Here is a 14,581-nt window from a genome sequence, read left to right as displayed (position 1 = left end):
CCGAGCGGTCAGGTCAGACCCGCATGGAAGGCACGCACGATCGCGGCGCATTCGGCCGGCTTTTCCATCTGCATGAAATGCGAGGCATCAAGCACGGTGGTGAAGGCGAAGCCGCCATCGCGCGCGAAAGCACGCTCTACGTCGACGAACGGGCTGGTTCTCGTCTTTGGTTCACCGGCGACGAGCTTCACCGGCAGCTTGACGCTACACATCCGTTCCCAGGCGCCCGGGAGGTTCTGCATGGCGAAGATGCTGGCCTCGAATTCACGGGGGCAGGCGAGTTCATAGAGCTTGCTCTCGTCATTCCAGCGCAGCGTGGAAGCGGCGAGGGCCTGCAGCCCGGCATCGTCGACCCCGGCGAAGGCCGAGCTGCGGCGATAGGACTCGAACAGCTCCTGCACATTCGGAAAGGTCGATCGGCGCTGTGCGGCGCGCGCGATGAGCCTGTCACTGTCCGCGTGGAAGCTCTGGAATTCGGGATAGTGGCTCGGCGGCGTTGCCGGCGGCTCGAAGCCGACGATGCCGATCCACGGCGTCTCATATTCGGCGGCATGCAGCAGGGTCGTCAGTGCGCTCATCGAATGAAATGCGCCGAGGCTCGGCGCCGCGCCCAGTTCGCGCGTAATCCCTTGCATGATTGCCTCATAGTCGCGGATGAGCTGCGGCCAGACATGCGGGATGGGCCGGCGATACGGACTGCTGCGGCCGTGATGACGAAAGTCAAACACCACGGTCTCATAGTCATCCGTGAAGAGGCGCCAGAAGCTTTGAAAGGCATCGATGGCGAGGCCATTGCCGTGGCTGCAGATGATCCGTGGACCTTTTCCGTACACGCGTATGCTGACGGTGGCGCCGTCTTCGAGCAGAACCTGAAAAGCGTGCGTCTCGGCCGCAAGGGCCGGAGCGGAAGGCGCATAGTCCATATGGGGAAGAATCCGTTATATTTTGGAGCAGAAGGCGAAGCCGTCGCATGCTTTGCCGGACCGCAGAGTCTGGGAGACTTTGTCTGAAAGACTTTGCTGCTCACCGTCAGTTCGTACGCAGGTGCAGGATACAAAGCGCGGCGGGGTGGTTCAAGCCACAGCCCGGTCATACCAGCTCAGCTGGAACGCCGGACAATCGCCACCCGCCCGTCGAGCGGGATCGTCGCGTGTCCGTCGGTCACCGGTATGCGCCGCCACTCGGCATCGTCATTCGGACGGTTGAAGGAGAGCGAAGCGGCAGGACCCTCGACGGAGATGTCGATCGGCTCCGTGGGCAGTGAGATGTCCTCGGCCTTCGCTACATTCCAGCAGCGCACCGCGCGCCACACCGCAAGCAGCGGCTGTCCCTGCGCATCCTGAAACGCGATGTGCCGCAGTTCGGGCGATTGCGTGGCGACGCGAAGCGGTTGGCTGTCGCTGGCGCGGCGTGCGCTCTTTAGGGCCGACAGGAGATTTCGGATCGCATGGTAGCCGGGCTTCGGCGAGCCGTCATTGCGGACGAGGCCCCAATGATGCTCTCCGTCATTGGGATCGGTACCGCCATCGAAGAATTCGTAGAGGAATGTCCGGAGAATGCCGAGGCGGAAGTTGTTGAGCAGCAGTCGCGGCAGATAGAGCGCTGCCGCCATCTCCGACACGCCGGAGGTGCCGGGCTTCACGACATTGCAATAGCCGCATTCGGTTGCAAGTGCGGGTGCGCCGGGTTTGAACGCGTCGCGCATATTGTGCAGATACCAGGACACGGCGGCATAGTCGTTGGTTGTTTCCGGCTCTTGCGCCTTCTGTACATAGGAGTGGATGGCGACGGCATCGCTGAACTGCGCGGCCGGACGCAGCAGCGCGACATCGGCGGGCTTCCAGTTGATGACGCTCGGCGACAGCAGCGGGAGTTGTTCGGCCGCATAGCGCGCGCGCAGCGCAGCGTGCACCTCGCGCTGATAATTCACGACCACATTGCTCCAGCCCGGCTTCGCGAGCGGGAGCGACAGAAACCAGTCGCTGTTGCCCTCGTTCTGGCCCTCCATCGCCGAGACGCGCGCAATACCCAGCGCAGCGAGATAGGTCATCATCTCCGGCACGGTGTTGGTCGCCGGCGACACCACAATATTGAACAGGATGTTCGCGCGCTCGTTCAGCGCGCGCCAGCGATCGAGATCGTTGCCCGGCCGCAACTCGTCGCGCAGATGGCGAATGCCTGATGCCGCGAGCAGATCGTGGAAACGGTCGAAATGACTCGCATATGGCTCGCTGCTGATATGCACATTGACGCCGACACTGTCGGTGAACAGGTCGGATGGACCGGGGAGAGGCAGGGCAGCCAATGTCGCCGGCCGCAGCATGATCGACGCCGCGCCTCCGGCCAGCAACGCGCGCCGGTTGAGGCTGGTCATCGCGCGGCGCCCCACGCCGATAGGACAGAGCATCTCGATCCAGGCAATTGGTTCATGTGGGAAGACTGCTGCCAGAATGAGCCCGAACAACGGCTGGAATGGTGGTCTAGCCGGCGCCGGCGGTGCCGGGCGCGGGCACGATAGCAGAAGCCTGCACGCGGGAAAGCACGCGCATTTCGGCATGAGTTGCGCTGCGATCACAGAGTTAACGGGGAATCAGGTCAGGAGATTCAAGGAGCATTAGCGTTTCATCCCCTACGTTCGCCCTCGGATCGAATATGGCGGCCGGACAATGCCGCCTGGAGGGCGAGATGAGAACCTTGGGTTCGGTTTTGGACGATCAAAAAGGATTCGGCCAAGGCTTCGACTTCCTGCGCATAGTCCTGGCGACCGGGATCATTGCCTGGCACACCGCGCAGCTCAGCGGCCATCTCGACATGGCGCGGGCGTCGCCTTTCTGGTTTTCCGAATTTCTGCTGGTTCCAATGTTCTTCGCGCTGAGCGGCTTCCTGGTGGCGGGGAGCAGTCTGCGGCTGTCGCCGCAAAGCTTTCTGCTGAACCGCGCTGCGCGCATCGTGCCGGCGCTGGTGGTCGATATCGTCTTCGCGGCATTGCTGATCGGCCCGCTGGTGACTAGCCTGCCATTGAAGGACTATTTCACCAGCAGCGGCTTCCTGAGCTATTTCTTCAATCTCGCCGGCTGGATGCACTACACCTTGCCGGGCGTGTTCGAGAGCAATCCTTCCACCGAGGTCAACGGCGCGCTATGGACGGTGCCGTTCGAGATCTGCTGCTATGTCGTTCTCATCGGATTGATGCTGTCCGGCGCGATGAAAAGCACCAGATGGGTGTCGTTGCTGACTTATGTCGTCCTGATCGCGGGCATCCCGCTGCGGGTCATGGCGACGCAGCTTGCCGATGGCGAGTCGTCGGCGCTGAAGATGCTGGCGATGGATCTGTTCTGCAATCGCTCGTCGTTTCTGCTGCCGTCATTCCTGCTCGGTGTTTTGCTTTATCAGAAGCGCTACTCAATCCCGTTCTCTAGAGCGGCCGCGCTGGGCCTGGTCTGTGCGGGCGTTCTCGTCAGCGTCTTCAGCAGCACCGAGGTCGTGTTCGGCAATCCGAGCAGCTACGCGATCGTGCTGCCTTTGCTTGCCTATCTGACGGTTGCAATCGGCTTGTCGCCGATGCCGCGGATTCCGGGATTTGGCGGCGGCGACTATTCGTATGGGCTGTATCTGTACCACGTCCCCTTCCTGCAACTGCTGATCTTCTTCTTTCCGAAGACCTGGAGTGGCGAGTGGTGGTGGACGCTGTTCTTCGCCGGCTACCCGGTCGCGCTGGCGGCTGCCATGTTCTCCTGGCACGTCATCGAATATCCGGTGTTGAAGCTGAGGAAGACCTTTGCGGTCAGGCACCGGCCGGAGGATGCCCCCGACAATCCGCTGCTCCCGATCGCCGCACCGAAGGCGGGGTCCAGTGTGGGCAGATTGGTCTGATGTTGATTGGGAGGCCGCGTGCATGCCTGCCGAATGGTGCGCCATTCGGGATAAAACTACGAACTCTTATGTTATTGAAATAGTTGTATAAATTGTGACGATGCAATTGAGCGAAACCAGTTCACAGCCGGACCGCGCTGAAAACGCCATCGACAGATCGGGGACCATGTCTATAGCTTAAGCTCACTTCATCCTCTTGCGTACACCGAGATGATGGACGATACAGTCCAGCCGGCTGGTGCGGTGTGATCGAACGAGAAGCACGGTCTTGTCAAGCGTTCGGCGAAGATCCGTCTCCGACAATGCGGAGTGTCGCAACAAAACCAGCGTGTCACGACCCGAAGCCGTACGCTCTGACCTGCGCACGGCAGGTCCAAAACTTCACAAACATACCGGCTGTGAATACGCCGCGAAGGCGATCCACACAGAGGACATGTCGCCACCTGGATACCGGCCCGAGCGGTTACAAGGACCGGCCCGAGGTTACAAGGATAGTATCGTCGAGTTCAGCGACGCTTTCGACAATCAGGCCCACGGGAACGAGAGCGGAAATCCGAAAATTGATTGGCATGGTGCTGATTCCTTTCGGAGAACAGTGGGATGCCATCAGCAAACTTCATCGAGATTGAGTCAGCCCCCTTATTCCACGCCGAAACACAGTCCATGCCTTGCAGGATTTGCGAATCATCAACATTGCAGACGGCACCAACAAAACCTGGCACGCACCATCGCGCAGCGGCTGCTGGCCGGATATCGAGTTGTAGCCGACCAGACCAATGGGACAGGCCCGCCTCGCTTGCAAGAGGCCAGGGGAATCGGGTGAAGGCCATCAGGCGGCGATGAGGCTGGCGAGATACTCGTCGTCCCACCCTGCAGTTTTGCGCCGGAGGCGGATGGAATCCTTTCCCGGGGCCTTTCGGGTGAGGTTGTAGGCGATGTGCCGACAGGTTGCGAAGTTGGCTGGGGCGTTGTCGGTTCTGACGCGGCATTCATCGTCGCGAAAGACCATGTCCATGACCCAGTGCAAGGAGTTCTCGATGGCCCAGTGCGCGCGGATCATGGGGCCGACCGCGGTGGCCGGCATCACCAGCGAGGTGATGTAGAAGCGCGTCTCGTCGGTGATCTTGTCGTTGATTTCGCGCCGGCTTTCGACCACGACAACCGCGTTCAGGCCCGGCCATTGATGGCGCGCCTGCAGCCAGTCGACATCGTGGATCACCGTATAGTTTCGGGTCTCGATACGGCCGTGATCCGCATCGACCGTTTCGTAAGTGCTGATCGTGGCATCCCTGTATTTCAAGGCTTTCTGCTCATCGGCGAAGACCTCGACATCCTCGCGCAGGGTTCCCTGATTACCCTTCAGCGCGACAATGTAATCGGCCTTTTTCTCGATGATTTTCGCGGCGATGTTACGCTGGCAGCCCATCGCATCGATCGTTACGACCGCGCCTTCGATCGACATCATGTCGAGCAGCGCCGGAATGGCGACGATCTCGTTCGACTTCTCGTTCACCTTCACCTGGCCCAGCACGATGCGTTGCCGCGCGGCGAAGGCAGAGACCATGTGGATCGCCTCTTTCGAGCCCTTGGTCTGATACGAGCGCCGCGATGTCTTGCCATCGATCGCGATCACCTCGGCGGGGGTGTTGGTCAGCGCCGCCACCCAGGCCACGAAGCAAAGCTGGAAGGCGCGGGCGTCGAGCGTGGCAAAGATATCGCCGAGATGATCATGCGAGGGCGTGCCGTTCACATAGGGCCGAAACCGCCGCAGCAGCTCGATCTTCCGCTCGCCAAATCGCGCGATGTCGGTGAATGCCTCCGCCCCCGCAAGAACCGCCAGAAGAATCAGGAGCAGCACTTCCGGGAGCGGATAATCCACTTTGCCGGCCTGACGATGATCCGGCAACCCGCTGAAATAGTGAAGAAAACTCGTTGTCTCCGAAATCTCTGCAAACGGTGTCCCGTCGGAATCCATCATCGTCCTCCACCTGCGACGCACTGGAGGACAACAGATTCAGCACTTCAGCCTCTTGTCACGGATATCTTCACCCGATTGCCCTGGTTTCAGAGCTTCGCAATGTTGCCCGAACAGCCTTGTTGGTCTATTACACGGGCATTACTCATCTGGTGCAAAAGCTGCGCTTTGTACGGGGATGCTATCGGGTTTGAGCGAGCAAGATTTGAAATCTTCATCAAGAATGAAGCGAGTCGCCAAGCGCGAGCCCAAGCGTAAAAATGTCGCACTTTCCGTGCCGCCGAAATCGCAGGTTTCACGAGACCTTATTCTCCGGGTCGCAGCACAGCTTTTTCGACAGCAGGGCTATTCCGCAACCACACTTCGACAGATCGCTGACAAGGCGGGGATGAAGGCGGGCAGCATCTACTACCACTTTGATTCGAAAACCGCGATATTGGACGAAATTCTCGAACTCGGATTGCAACGCGTTTTCGATGCAGTAAAGACAAGCGTGAATGACCTTGGCAAGGGGTCACACCGGAACAAGATCAGCGCCGCGATCAAAACCCATCTCGTCGCCCTGCTGCAAGAGAGCGTCTATACCTCCGCCAATATACGTATCTACGGTCAATTGCCCGAGCGCATCAAGAAGCGGCATCGACCACTGCGCCGCGCCTATGCGAAATATTGGGATGACATGCTGGTGGATGCGCAGCGTGCCGGCGAAATCCGCCCGGAGATATTGATTGTTCCCCTACGCAGGTTTATTCTTGGTGCTATGAATTGGACAGTTGAGTGGTTTGATGCGCGAAAAAATAGCTCGGTGCAAGACTTGGCGGACCGCACCACGTTATTAATCTTCAATGGCATTTTGCCACGCTAACGACCGATTGTGTGCGGCTTTAGCGCATCCGCTTGGCAACCTCCTCCAGCATCACCTCGGTGGCACCGCCACCGATCGACTGAACGCGCGCGTCGCGTGACATTCGCTCGATCGTACTCTCGCGCATGTAACCCATGCCGCCATGAAACTGCAGGCACGTGTACATCACCTCGTTGACGAGCTCGCCGCAATAAGCCTTGACCATCGATACTTCCTTAGTCGCGTCGATCCCCTGTGTTACCAGCCATGCCGCGTGATAAACAAGCTGCCGTCCTGCCTCGGCCTTGGCCGCCAGCATCGCCAGCCGATGACGGATAGCCTGTCTCGACCACAGCGGCGCGCCGAAGGTCTGCCGTTGCGTGACCCAGTCCAGCGTGATCTCGATCGCGGCTTGTGCCTCACCCATCGCCATTGCGCCGATCACGATCCGCTCGTTCTGGAAGTTCCGCATGATCGCGTAGAAGCCGCGTCCCTCCTCGCCGAGCAGGTTAGTCGCGGGGATCCGGCAATCCTCGAACAGCAACTCCGCCGTGTCTGACGACCGCCAGCCCTGCTTGTCGAGCGCACGACCAACCCGGAAACCGGGCGTACCTTTCTCCACGAGGAATATCGACATGCGCTGAGACGGACGTGCATCCCGACTGCTCACGGCCGCGATGCAATAAAGGTCCGCGTGTACACCGTTGGTGATGAACATCCTGGCGCCATTGAGCACATAGCCGTCGCCTTCGCGGCGCGCGGTGGTGCCAATACCCTTCACGTCGGAGCCCGCGCCGGGTTCGGTGACGCCGACCGCGACTATGCTCTTCCGGCAACGATATCCGGCATGAAGTGGTCTTTCAATGCCTGCGAGCCCGCGTTGTAGAGATGCACCGACGCCATGTCGGTATGAACAAGTACGGTGATAGCCACTCCCGAGACCGTTGACCGTCCCAGTTCCTCGGCCAAAACAACGGTGGCCAACGTATTCATGTCGGAGCCGCCATATTCTGCCGGATAGCGGATGCCAAGGAAGCCAAGCTCGCCCATGCGCCGCAGCACGTCGCGCGGCACCATGCCGTCCTGTTCCCATTGAAGCGCGTGCGGCTTGATCTCCTCCTCGACGAAACGCCTTAGCTGGGCTCTCAGCAATTCATGCTCTTCTCCGAAATAAGCCGAGCGAGCCGGGCTGTTAGCGTGATGTGTGCTCATCCGTTGACCTTGCGGGTTAGGGGAAAACCGCCAGAAGGATTGGTATCCGCTATCGACTTGAAAGCATGAAAGCGGACATTATCCGGCACAATCCTCGTCTGCCTTGCCTTATTTGCCTTGCCACACCGGTTTGCGTTTCTCGGCAAAGGCTCTCGGGCCTTCAATGGCATCGAGGCTTGCGTAGGTTTCGACATGAAGCCTGTTGGCCTCAACGAGTCCCTTCTCGCAGCCGAGGTCCATCGCGGCCAACACGCTGGCCTTGGCCGCCCTCACCGACAATGGTGCGCCTTCCACAATCTTGCGCGCAAGCTGCAATGCACTCGCACGAACGGCGTCGGGTGTTTCTTCCAGATAATTGACGAAGCCATATTCCGCGAGCCGCTCGATCGGCAGGGTCTCGCCGGTCAAGACGAGTTCCATCAGCACCGGTTGCGGCAACATCCAGAGCAGCGGCACTGCCCACGGCGATCCCCGCCCCATCTTGACCTCGGTAATCCCGGCTCGTGTTCCGCGTAAGCCTATCCTAAGGTCGCACTTCAGCGCCAGCAGCATCCCGCCCGCCATCAGCGACCCAGTCATCGCCGCGATGATCGGCTTTGAAACGGTTCGCATGGCCGTTTGCATCGGATCGCGCATCAAGGTCAGTATATCGACACCGTCACGCGCCCTGATCTCGGCTGCCTGCCTGAGGTCCAGACCGGCGGAGAATACGCCGCAGTCAGCCGAGGTCAGGATCACCACCCTCGCCTGGGAATCCCGTTCGACACGCTCCCAGGCATCGGTCAAACCGTTCATCGCCTCAACCGACAAGGCGTTCTTACGCGCGGGCCGATCGATGGTAATCGTCGCGATGCCATCCTCGACCGAGTAACGAATAGGTTCATTGTCTGACATCGATCTGCCTTTTTATGCATTCTAACATATGTTAGAATATCTTAAACCCGACCGAACGCAAAAGCATTTTCAGGCATGGGATTGGTGATGCACGAGAGTCCTTCAAAAATACGCTTCGCGCCGGACCTTCTCAAGGGTCAGGTCGCACTCGTCACCGGCGGCGGCACAGGAATGGGCCGCGCCACGGCCATTGAGATGGCGCGCTGCGGGGCCCGCATCGCCGTTCTCGGCCGCCGCATCGATCCGATAGAGAGCACCGCAAAGGTAATCCGCGACGCGGGTGGCGAGGCCTTTGCCGTGTCGGCGGACATTCGCGAACCCGACCTGATCGAACGCGCGATGGAGAAGATCAAAGCCGAGTTCGGCGGGCTCAATATCCTCGTCAATAATGCCGGCGGACAATTCGTGACGCCAGCCCGCGAACTCAGCAACAAGGGCTTTGAGACCGTGATCCGCAACAACCTGATCGGCTCGTGGCAGGTAACCAAGGCTGCCGCGGACCATTTCATGTTGGCGAATGGCGGATCGATTGTGTTCGTAACCGCCTGTATCCGCAGCGGCCTTGGCGGCTTCGTGCATACCGCGGCGGCGCGCGGCGGCGTTACTGCGATGATGCGAACGCTCGCCTACGAGTGGGCCGAGTTCGGTATTCGCCTAAACTGCGTCGCACCCGGAACCATCAAGACCGAGGCGCTTGGCCGCTATCCGATACCGCCGGACGACTGGGTCAGGCTCAACCGCAACGTGCTGGGACGCATGGGCAGCGTCGAGGATATTTCTGCAGCAATCATTTTTCTGTCCTCGCCGCTCGGTCAATTCGTCACCGGCGAGGACTGGTACATCGATGGCGGCGAGACGCTACACCTTGCCCACGACGCCCGCGACATGATCGACGCCGTTAAATTTGCCAAACGCGAACGCGGCGATGCAGGATTGTAGTAGCGGTCAGAATCGCTAACGCTGTGGCGGCATATCGAATATTCGATTTCGGGAGCTTGTTTACGTCTGACCAATGCGAAAATATTCCGGACGTCCGGCAGGCCACGGATCGCCCCACATTTGCTGCCCGCCGTCTACCGAAAGCGTTTCGCCCGTGATGAATTTCCCGGACGGCGCCGCGAGATAAACGCAGGCCTCGGCGATATCCCATGCATCGCCGTGCCGTTTCATCGGGTTCGCTTCCTTATAGGTCGCAGAGCCTTCCGGAACATAGCGGTCGAATGCCGTGGTTTCATTGACGCCAGGGGCAACACAATTCACCCGGATGCCGTGCGGCGCCCATTCGACCGCGACGGTCTTGGACGCATAGATCACGCCGGCCCGCGCCGCGGCCGTGTGGGCCATCCCCGGCAGGCCTCGCCAGATCAATGCCACGATATTGACGATATTGCCGGTCTTGCCGCGGTCGATCCACTCGCGAGCAGCCGCTTGCATCATCCACCACGATCCATTCAGGTTGGTATCGATCACCGCGTTCCAGCCCTTTGGCTTGAAGTCGATGGCCATCTGGGCGAACTGCCCACCGGCATTGTTGACCATCACATCGACACGGCCAAAATGATTCCAGACGTCTTTGGCAAATTCGTTGACCTGATCGGGGTCGCGGATGGTGAGACTTCTGCTGAAGACGCGGGCGCCGAGACTCTCTAGATCCGGAACGACGCGTGCGAGCTTCTCGGCGTCGCGCCCGCAGATTGCCAGATTGGCGCCCAGTCGTGCAAACAGGAATGCGATCGCCTTCCCGAGACCGCTCCCCGCGCCGCTGACGATGATGGTCTGGCCGGCGAACAGATCAGGTCGGTACACGGTCGGGATCGTGGAGAGTTCGTCGTCCGTGAACCCGTAGCTCGGTCGGCTGCTTTGCGAACTCATCTTAGGCTCCCGGTCGCATTATAGTGATTGCGCGACCCGCGCGCCCTCCTCGACCGCGCGCATCGCGTCGAGTTCGGAAGCTTCCTTGGCGCCGCCGATGACATGCGTCTCGATTCCGGTCTCGAGCAGTTCGGCAAGCATGTCGCGGTTGGATACTTGGCCGGCGCAAATCACGATTGTATCGACGGCGAGCGTACGTGGCTCGCCCTCGACGACGAAATGCAAACCTTGATCGTCGATTCGCTGATAGGTAACTCCTCCGACAATCTTGACTCCGCGCTTCTCGAGACTGCTGCGCAGGATCCAACCGGTCGAGACGCCAAGGCCGAGCCCGGGCCGCGTCTTCTTGCGCTGTAGCATTGTAATTTCGCGTGGACTTGGCTTAGGGGCCTGCGGATCGCCCAATAGCCCGCCGGCCTTAGTAAGGCTGGCATCGACATTCCACTCCTGCTGAAATTCACGAATATCCATCGCACGTGATTTTGGCGATTCATCAGGCTTCGAATGGCAGAGGTATTCGGCGACATCGAAACCGATACCTCCAGCGCCGATGATAGCAACCCGCCGCCCCGCGTGGCGCCTCCCGCTCAATAGATCGCTGTAAAACACCACCTTCGAATGATTGATGCCTTCAATCTCCGGCACACGGGGATGGACGCCGCAGGCGACAACGACAGCATCGAAACGTGCGTCTTTCAGGTCACTAACCGATGGAGCAGAATTCAGCCGGAGATCGACGCCGCCATCGGCAATCTGGCCGCTGTAATAACTCAGCATTTCGTCGAACTCGACCTTGCCCGGGACTGCTCGGGCAAGGTTGAGTTGCCCCCCTATGCGATCAGCAGCCTCAAACAAGGTTACCTTGTGCCCGCGACGGCTGGCTTCCGCGGCAGTTGCGAGACCGCCCGCGCCGGCGCCAATCACCGCGACCTTGCGCGAGGTCTGAGCCGGGCCGTCCTCAAACTCAGTCTCGCGGCAGGCGCGCGGATTAACCAGGCAACTCGCGGTCCGGTCGGAAAAAATCAGATCAAGGCAGGCCTGATTGCAGGCGATGCAGATGTTGATTTTGCCGGCATTGCCCTCCCGCACCTTCTTGGCGAAGTACGGATCGGCCAACATGGGGCGCGCCATCGATATTAGATCGCTGTCACCCGCCGCAAGGATTTCCTCGGCGACATCCGGCGTATTGATGCGATTTGATGCGACTACCGGGATACCGACCACTTTCTTCAAACGCGCAGCGCTGAACCGCCACGCACCGCGCGGGATGACGTAAGCGATCGTGGGGACGCGCGCCTCATGCCAACCGATGCCGGTGTTGAGGATGTCAGCACCGGCGGCCTCAACCCGTTGGGCGAGCCGATCTATCTCCTCGCCAGTTGCGCCGCCTTCAACGAGGTCCAGCGCCGAGATTCGGTAGATGATGATAAAGTCATCGCCGGTGGCGCCCCTGGTGCGTTTGACGAGCTCTACTGCAAGCCGATGGCGGTTTTCCTCCGATCCGCCCCACTCGTCGGTACGGTTGTTGGTTCGCAGCACCGCGAACTGATTGATGAGGTAGCCTTCCGACCCCATGATCTCGACGCCGTCGAACCCGGCCTCCTTGGCGAGCAGCGCGCAGCGCACGTAGTCCGAAATCGTCTGTTCAATCTCCGCCCCGGTCATTGCGCGCGGGAGAAAACGATTGATGCGGGTCGGAATGTCGGAGGGGCCGACGCAGTCTCGTTGCTTGGAATAGCGGCCCGAATGCAACACCTGCATGCAGACTTTACCGCCGTGCTGGTGCACTGCGTCGGTAATGCGTCGCAGCTCACGAGCTTGCGCAGATTCGGTCAAGATCGGGCCGCCCGGCTCGATCAGGCCGGCCGTATTGGGCGCATAACCGCCAGTGATGATGAGTCCGATCTCCCCCCTGGCGCGCTCCGCAAGGAATACCGCCATCTTGTGTATACCATTCTCCTCCATATCGAGGCGAGTGTGCATCGATCCCATAATCATGCGGTTGCGCAGCGTCGTTCGCCCGACCTTCAGCGGCGACAGCAAATGAGGATAAAGCGATGTTCCAGGGCTGGTCGGCGTCAGCATGGATTTGGCTCCGTGGCGGGTTGTGAAATTTCTAACACTTGTTAGACTGAATGCAAGAACTCAAGTCCACCATTATGGGAGAGGTCGCGATGGATTACGCGCTTAGCGAGCAGCAGCAGGCTTTCCAGGAAACCGCGAAGCGTTTTGCGAAGGACAAGCTGGGCCCCCACTATCAGAAGCGGGCAAGGGAACACCGCATTGACCGTGCCATGCTGAAACAAATGGGGTCACTCGGCCTGATCGGCGCCGACCTGCCGGAAAAATACGGCGGCCTTGGCGAGAGCAGCGTGACGGCAGGCATTATTGTCGAGCAGATCGCTTATGGAGACTTCAACGCCAGCTACGTCCAACTCCTGGCGTCACTGCTCGGCGGGATGCTCGCAGAGCACGCCTCGCCCGAAATCGCTCAGGAGTGGCTGCCTCAAGTGGCCCGCGGCGAGAAGATTATCGGCCTCGGCCTGACCGAGCCGCGGGGCGGTTCGGACGCTGCCAACCTTATTCTGCGAGCCGAAAAATCCGGCAACGGCTACCGCCTCAATGGCGAAAAGACATCGATGAGCTTTTCGGATCAATGTGATGCAGCAATCATCTTTGCCCGGACCGGGAAGATCGAAGACGGCGCGCGCGGCGTCAGCGCATTCTTTGTCGATTTGGCGCAGAATGGAATCACACGCACTCACTTCGACGATATCGGCACCAAACCCGTCGGCCGAGGCTCGGTGTTCTTCGACGATGTCTTCATTCCGGCCGAGTGCCTGATGGCGGAGGAGAACAAGGGCTTCTCCAAGATCATGTCGGGCTTCGACTATAGCCGTGCCTTGATCGGCCTTGAGTGCATCGGACCGGCGCAGGCGTCAGTCGACGAAGCATGGCAATACTCGACGGAAAGAATCGCCTTCCAGCGGCCAATCGCGCAGTTTCAGGGCGTGAGCTTTCCACTCGCGGAAGCCGAGACCCAGCTCACCATGATGCGGCAGCTTTGCTACTATACGCTTTCGCTAAGAGATCGCGGGCTTGGACACACCGCGGAGGCTGCGATGTGCAAATGGTATGTGCCGAAAGTGACCTGCGAGATCATCCACCAGTGCCTCCTCACTCACGGCCACTACGGTTACACCACCGATCTACCGTTTCATCAGCGTTATCTCGATGTCATGGGCCTACAAATCGGTGACGGGACCGCACAAATTCAGAAACTTGTCATCGCACGCGAAAAGGTCGGACGTGTCGCGGTTCAATACGCTAAGCAACCTTCCGAATTGCGGAAGACCTCAGAATGAGCCTACCTATCGCCGCTGCCATCTCTCGGCGAAACCTGTAGGGACGTCCGTAGGCTTGCCCAATTGGATGATGCCGACCGCGCCATCGATGAACTGCGCGCCCAGGGTGTCGTATTCAGCTCGCGCGTGGGTTCCGGTAGTAAGATCCCGTGGTTTCCTTCGCTCCGGCCTACTCTCTTGATTAAGGCGCTCCGAAGGCGGCGTCATCTATTGAGACACCACCAGTATTCAATGTCACCAGCGCGGGGTATGCAACGCGGAAGTCCTCAAGCATCTTGCGTATCGGCGCGTCGGCGAACCACCCTCGGTCATTGACGTATTCCATATGGCGATGATCGCTCGTGTCGAACTCGTGAAACAAGGCGTCAGCCGTACCGTCGAAGATTAGAGGTCGGACTCCAAATCGTTCACATAGCTCCATGTTGAACGCGGGCGTGACTTTGAACATATTCCCGTCGAGCCAAAGCGCGGGGATGTCCCGGTCGCTGTTGAAATTGTGAAGTAGGCGTTGCTCGCCTTGAGCCTGTTAGGCTCGGGGTGTCGAAT

General features: G+C 59.7%; 14 protein-coding genes. 5 read left to right on the top strand and 9 right to left on the bottom strand.

Going from position 1 to position 14,581, the window contains the following annotated elements; translation table 11 throughout:
* Positions 1-8: 8 nt before the first annotated feature.
* Positions 9-782: an alpha/beta fold hydrolase gene (locus AC1RLZ_RS24435; RefSeq protein WP_493190793.1), complete on the bottom strand. Its 774-nt coding sequence runs from the start codon at positions 780-782 to the stop codon at positions 9-11.
* Here AC1RLZ_RS24435 and AC1RLZ_RS24430 point away from each other — a divergent pair.
* Entirely contained in the window at positions 711-1,010 is a 300-nt protein-coding gene (locus AC1RLZ_RS24430) for a hypothetical protein (RefSeq protein WP_493190798.1), read from the top strand. The two genes, AC1RLZ_RS24435 and AC1RLZ_RS24430, sit on opposite strands and share 72 nt — an antisense overlap.
* Positions 1,011-1,099: 89 nt before the next feature.
* Here AC1RLZ_RS24430 and AC1RLZ_RS24425 read toward each other — a convergent pair whose 3' ends face one another.
* On the bottom strand, positions 1,100-2,374 hold the full coding sequence (locus AC1RLZ_RS24425) for a hypothetical protein (RefSeq protein WP_493190717.1): 1,275 nt from the start codon (positions 2,372-2,374) through the stop codon (positions 1,100-1,102).
* 311 nt (positions 2,375-2,685) lie between these two features.
* Here AC1RLZ_RS24425 and AC1RLZ_RS24420 point away from each other — a divergent pair, with 311 nt between their 5' ends.
* Complete coding sequence (locus AC1RLZ_RS24420) at positions 2,686-3,873, top strand: acyltransferase family protein (protein WP_493190716.1); 1,188 nt, start codon at positions 2,686-2,688, stop codon at positions 3,871-3,873.
* 829 nt (positions 3,874-4,702) lie between these two features.
* Here AC1RLZ_RS24420 and AC1RLZ_RS24415 read toward each other — a convergent pair.
* A complete protein-coding gene (locus AC1RLZ_RS24415; RefSeq protein WP_493190715.1) occupies positions 4,703-5,851 on the bottom strand; it encodes an ISAs1 family transposase in 1,149 nt (382 codons plus the stop codon).
* A gap of 187 nt (positions 5,852-6,038) precedes the next feature.
* Here AC1RLZ_RS24415 and AC1RLZ_RS24410 point away from each other — a divergent pair, with 187 nt between their 5' ends.
* Positions 6,039-6,713 (top strand): TetR/AcrR family transcriptional regulator, encoded by a 675-nt coding sequence (locus AC1RLZ_RS24410; protein WP_493190714.1) that lies wholly within the window; start codon positions 6,039-6,041, stop codon positions 6,711-6,713.
* Between the two features lie 19 nt (positions 6,714-6,732).
* On the opposite strand, the gene AC1RLZ_RS24405 is transcribed toward AC1RLZ_RS24410, so the two are convergent.
* The 3 genes from AC1RLZ_RS24405 to AC1RLZ_RS24395 form a co-directional block, all read right to left on the bottom strand.
* Positions 6,733-7,473 (bottom strand): acyl-CoA dehydrogenase family protein, encoded by a 741-nt coding sequence (locus AC1RLZ_RS24405; RefSeq protein WP_493190713.1) that lies wholly within the window; start codon positions 7,471-7,473, stop codon positions 6,733-6,735.
* A gap of 38 nt (positions 7,474-7,511) precedes the next feature.
* On the bottom strand, positions 7,512-7,904 hold the full coding sequence (locus tag AC1RLZ_RS24400) for an acyl-CoA dehydrogenase family protein (protein ID WP_493190712.1): 393 nt from the start codon (positions 7,902-7,904) through the stop codon (positions 7,512-7,514).
* Between the two features lie 108 nt (positions 7,905-8,012).
* On the bottom strand, positions 8,013-8,798 hold the full coding sequence (locus tag AC1RLZ_RS24395; protein ID WP_493190711.1) for an enoyl-CoA hydratase/isomerase family protein: 786 nt from the start codon (positions 8,796-8,798) through the stop codon (positions 8,013-8,015).
* A gap of 87 nt (positions 8,799-8,885) precedes the next feature.
* On the opposite strand from AC1RLZ_RS24395, the gene AC1RLZ_RS24390 reads away from it, so the two are divergent.
* Positions 8,886-9,737: an SDR family oxidoreductase gene (locus tag AC1RLZ_RS24390; RefSeq protein WP_493190710.1), complete on the top strand. Its 852-nt coding sequence runs from the start codon at positions 8,886-8,888 to the stop codon at positions 9,735-9,737.
* A 60-nt stretch (positions 9,738-9,797) separates the two neighbouring features.
* Here AC1RLZ_RS24390 and AC1RLZ_RS24385 read toward each other — a convergent pair whose 3' ends face one another.
* Together AC1RLZ_RS24385 and AC1RLZ_RS24380 are read right to left on the bottom strand one after the other, a co-directional pair.
* Positions 9,798-10,670 (bottom strand): SDR family oxidoreductase, encoded by an 873-nt coding sequence (locus AC1RLZ_RS24385; RefSeq protein ID WP_493190709.1) that lies wholly within the window; start codon positions 10,668-10,670, stop codon positions 9,798-9,800.
* 18 nt (positions 10,671-10,688) lie between these two features.
* On the bottom strand, positions 10,689-12,755 hold the full coding sequence (locus AC1RLZ_RS24380) for an FAD-dependent oxidoreductase (protein ID WP_493190708.1): 2,067 nt from the start codon (positions 12,753-12,755) through the stop codon (positions 10,689-10,691).
* 50 nt (positions 12,756-12,805) lie between these two features.
* Here AC1RLZ_RS24380 and AC1RLZ_RS24375 point away from each other — a divergent pair, with 50 nt between their 5' ends.
* Positions 12,806-14,035, top strand: coding sequence for an acyl-CoA dehydrogenase family protein (locus tag AC1RLZ_RS24375; RefSeq protein WP_493190707.1), 1,230 nt, complete (start codon positions 12,806-12,808; stop codon positions 14,033-14,035).
* Positions 14,036-14,216: 181 nt separating this feature from the next.
* On the opposite strand, the gene AC1RLZ_RS24370 is transcribed toward AC1RLZ_RS24375, so the two are convergent.
* Complete coding sequence (locus tag AC1RLZ_RS24370) at positions 14,217-14,483, bottom strand: hypothetical protein (RefSeq protein ID WP_493190706.1); 267 nt, start codon at positions 14,481-14,483, stop codon at positions 14,217-14,219.
* Between the last annotated feature and the right edge of the window lie 98 nt (positions 14,484-14,581).

Source organism: Tardiphaga sp. GW822-FHT04G09 (genome assembly GCF_058800725.1).
This window is presented reverse-complemented; position numbering and strand designations above follow the sequence as displayed.

Coding starts and splice junctions, on each gene's coding strand:
- AC1RLZ_RS24370 (WP_493190706.1), bottom strand. CDS start 14,483: ATGTTCAAAGTCACGCCCGCGTTCAACATGGAGCTATGTGAACGATTT.
- AC1RLZ_RS24425 (WP_493190717.1), bottom strand. CDS start 2,374: ATGACCAGCCTCAACCGGCGCGCGTTGCTGGCCGGAGGCGCGGCGTCG.
- AC1RLZ_RS24415 (WP_493190715.1), bottom strand. CDS start 5,851: ATGATGGATTCCGACGGGACACCGTTTGCAGAGATTTCGGAGACAACG.
- AC1RLZ_RS24390 (WP_493190710.1), top strand. CDS start 8,886: ATGCACGAGAGTCCTTCAAAAATACGCTTCGCGCCGGACCTTCTCAAG.
- AC1RLZ_RS24430 (WP_493190798.1), top strand. CDS start 711: ATGACGAAAGTCAAACACCACGGTCTCATAGTCATCCGTGAAGAGGCG.
- AC1RLZ_RS24400 (WP_493190712.1), bottom strand. CDS start 7,904: ATGAGCACACATCACGCTAACAGCCCGGCTCGCTCGGCTTATTTCGGA.
- AC1RLZ_RS24375 (WP_493190707.1), top strand. CDS start 12,806: ATGCAAGAACTCAAGTCCACCATTATGGGAGAGGTCGCGATGGATTAC.
- AC1RLZ_RS24420 (WP_493190716.1), top strand. CDS start 2,686: ATGAGAACCTTGGGTTCGGTTTTGGACGATCAAAAAGGATTCGGCCAA.
- AC1RLZ_RS24395 (WP_493190711.1), bottom strand. CDS start 8,798: ATGTCAGACAATGAACCTATTCGTTACTCGGTCGAGGATGGCATCGCG.
- AC1RLZ_RS24380 (WP_493190708.1), bottom strand. CDS start 12,755: ATGCTGACGCCGACCAGCCCTGGAACATCGCTTTATCCTCATTTGCTG.
- AC1RLZ_RS24385 (WP_493190709.1), bottom strand. CDS start 10,670: ATGAGTTCGCAAAGCAGCCGACCGAGCTACGGGTTCACGGACGACGAA.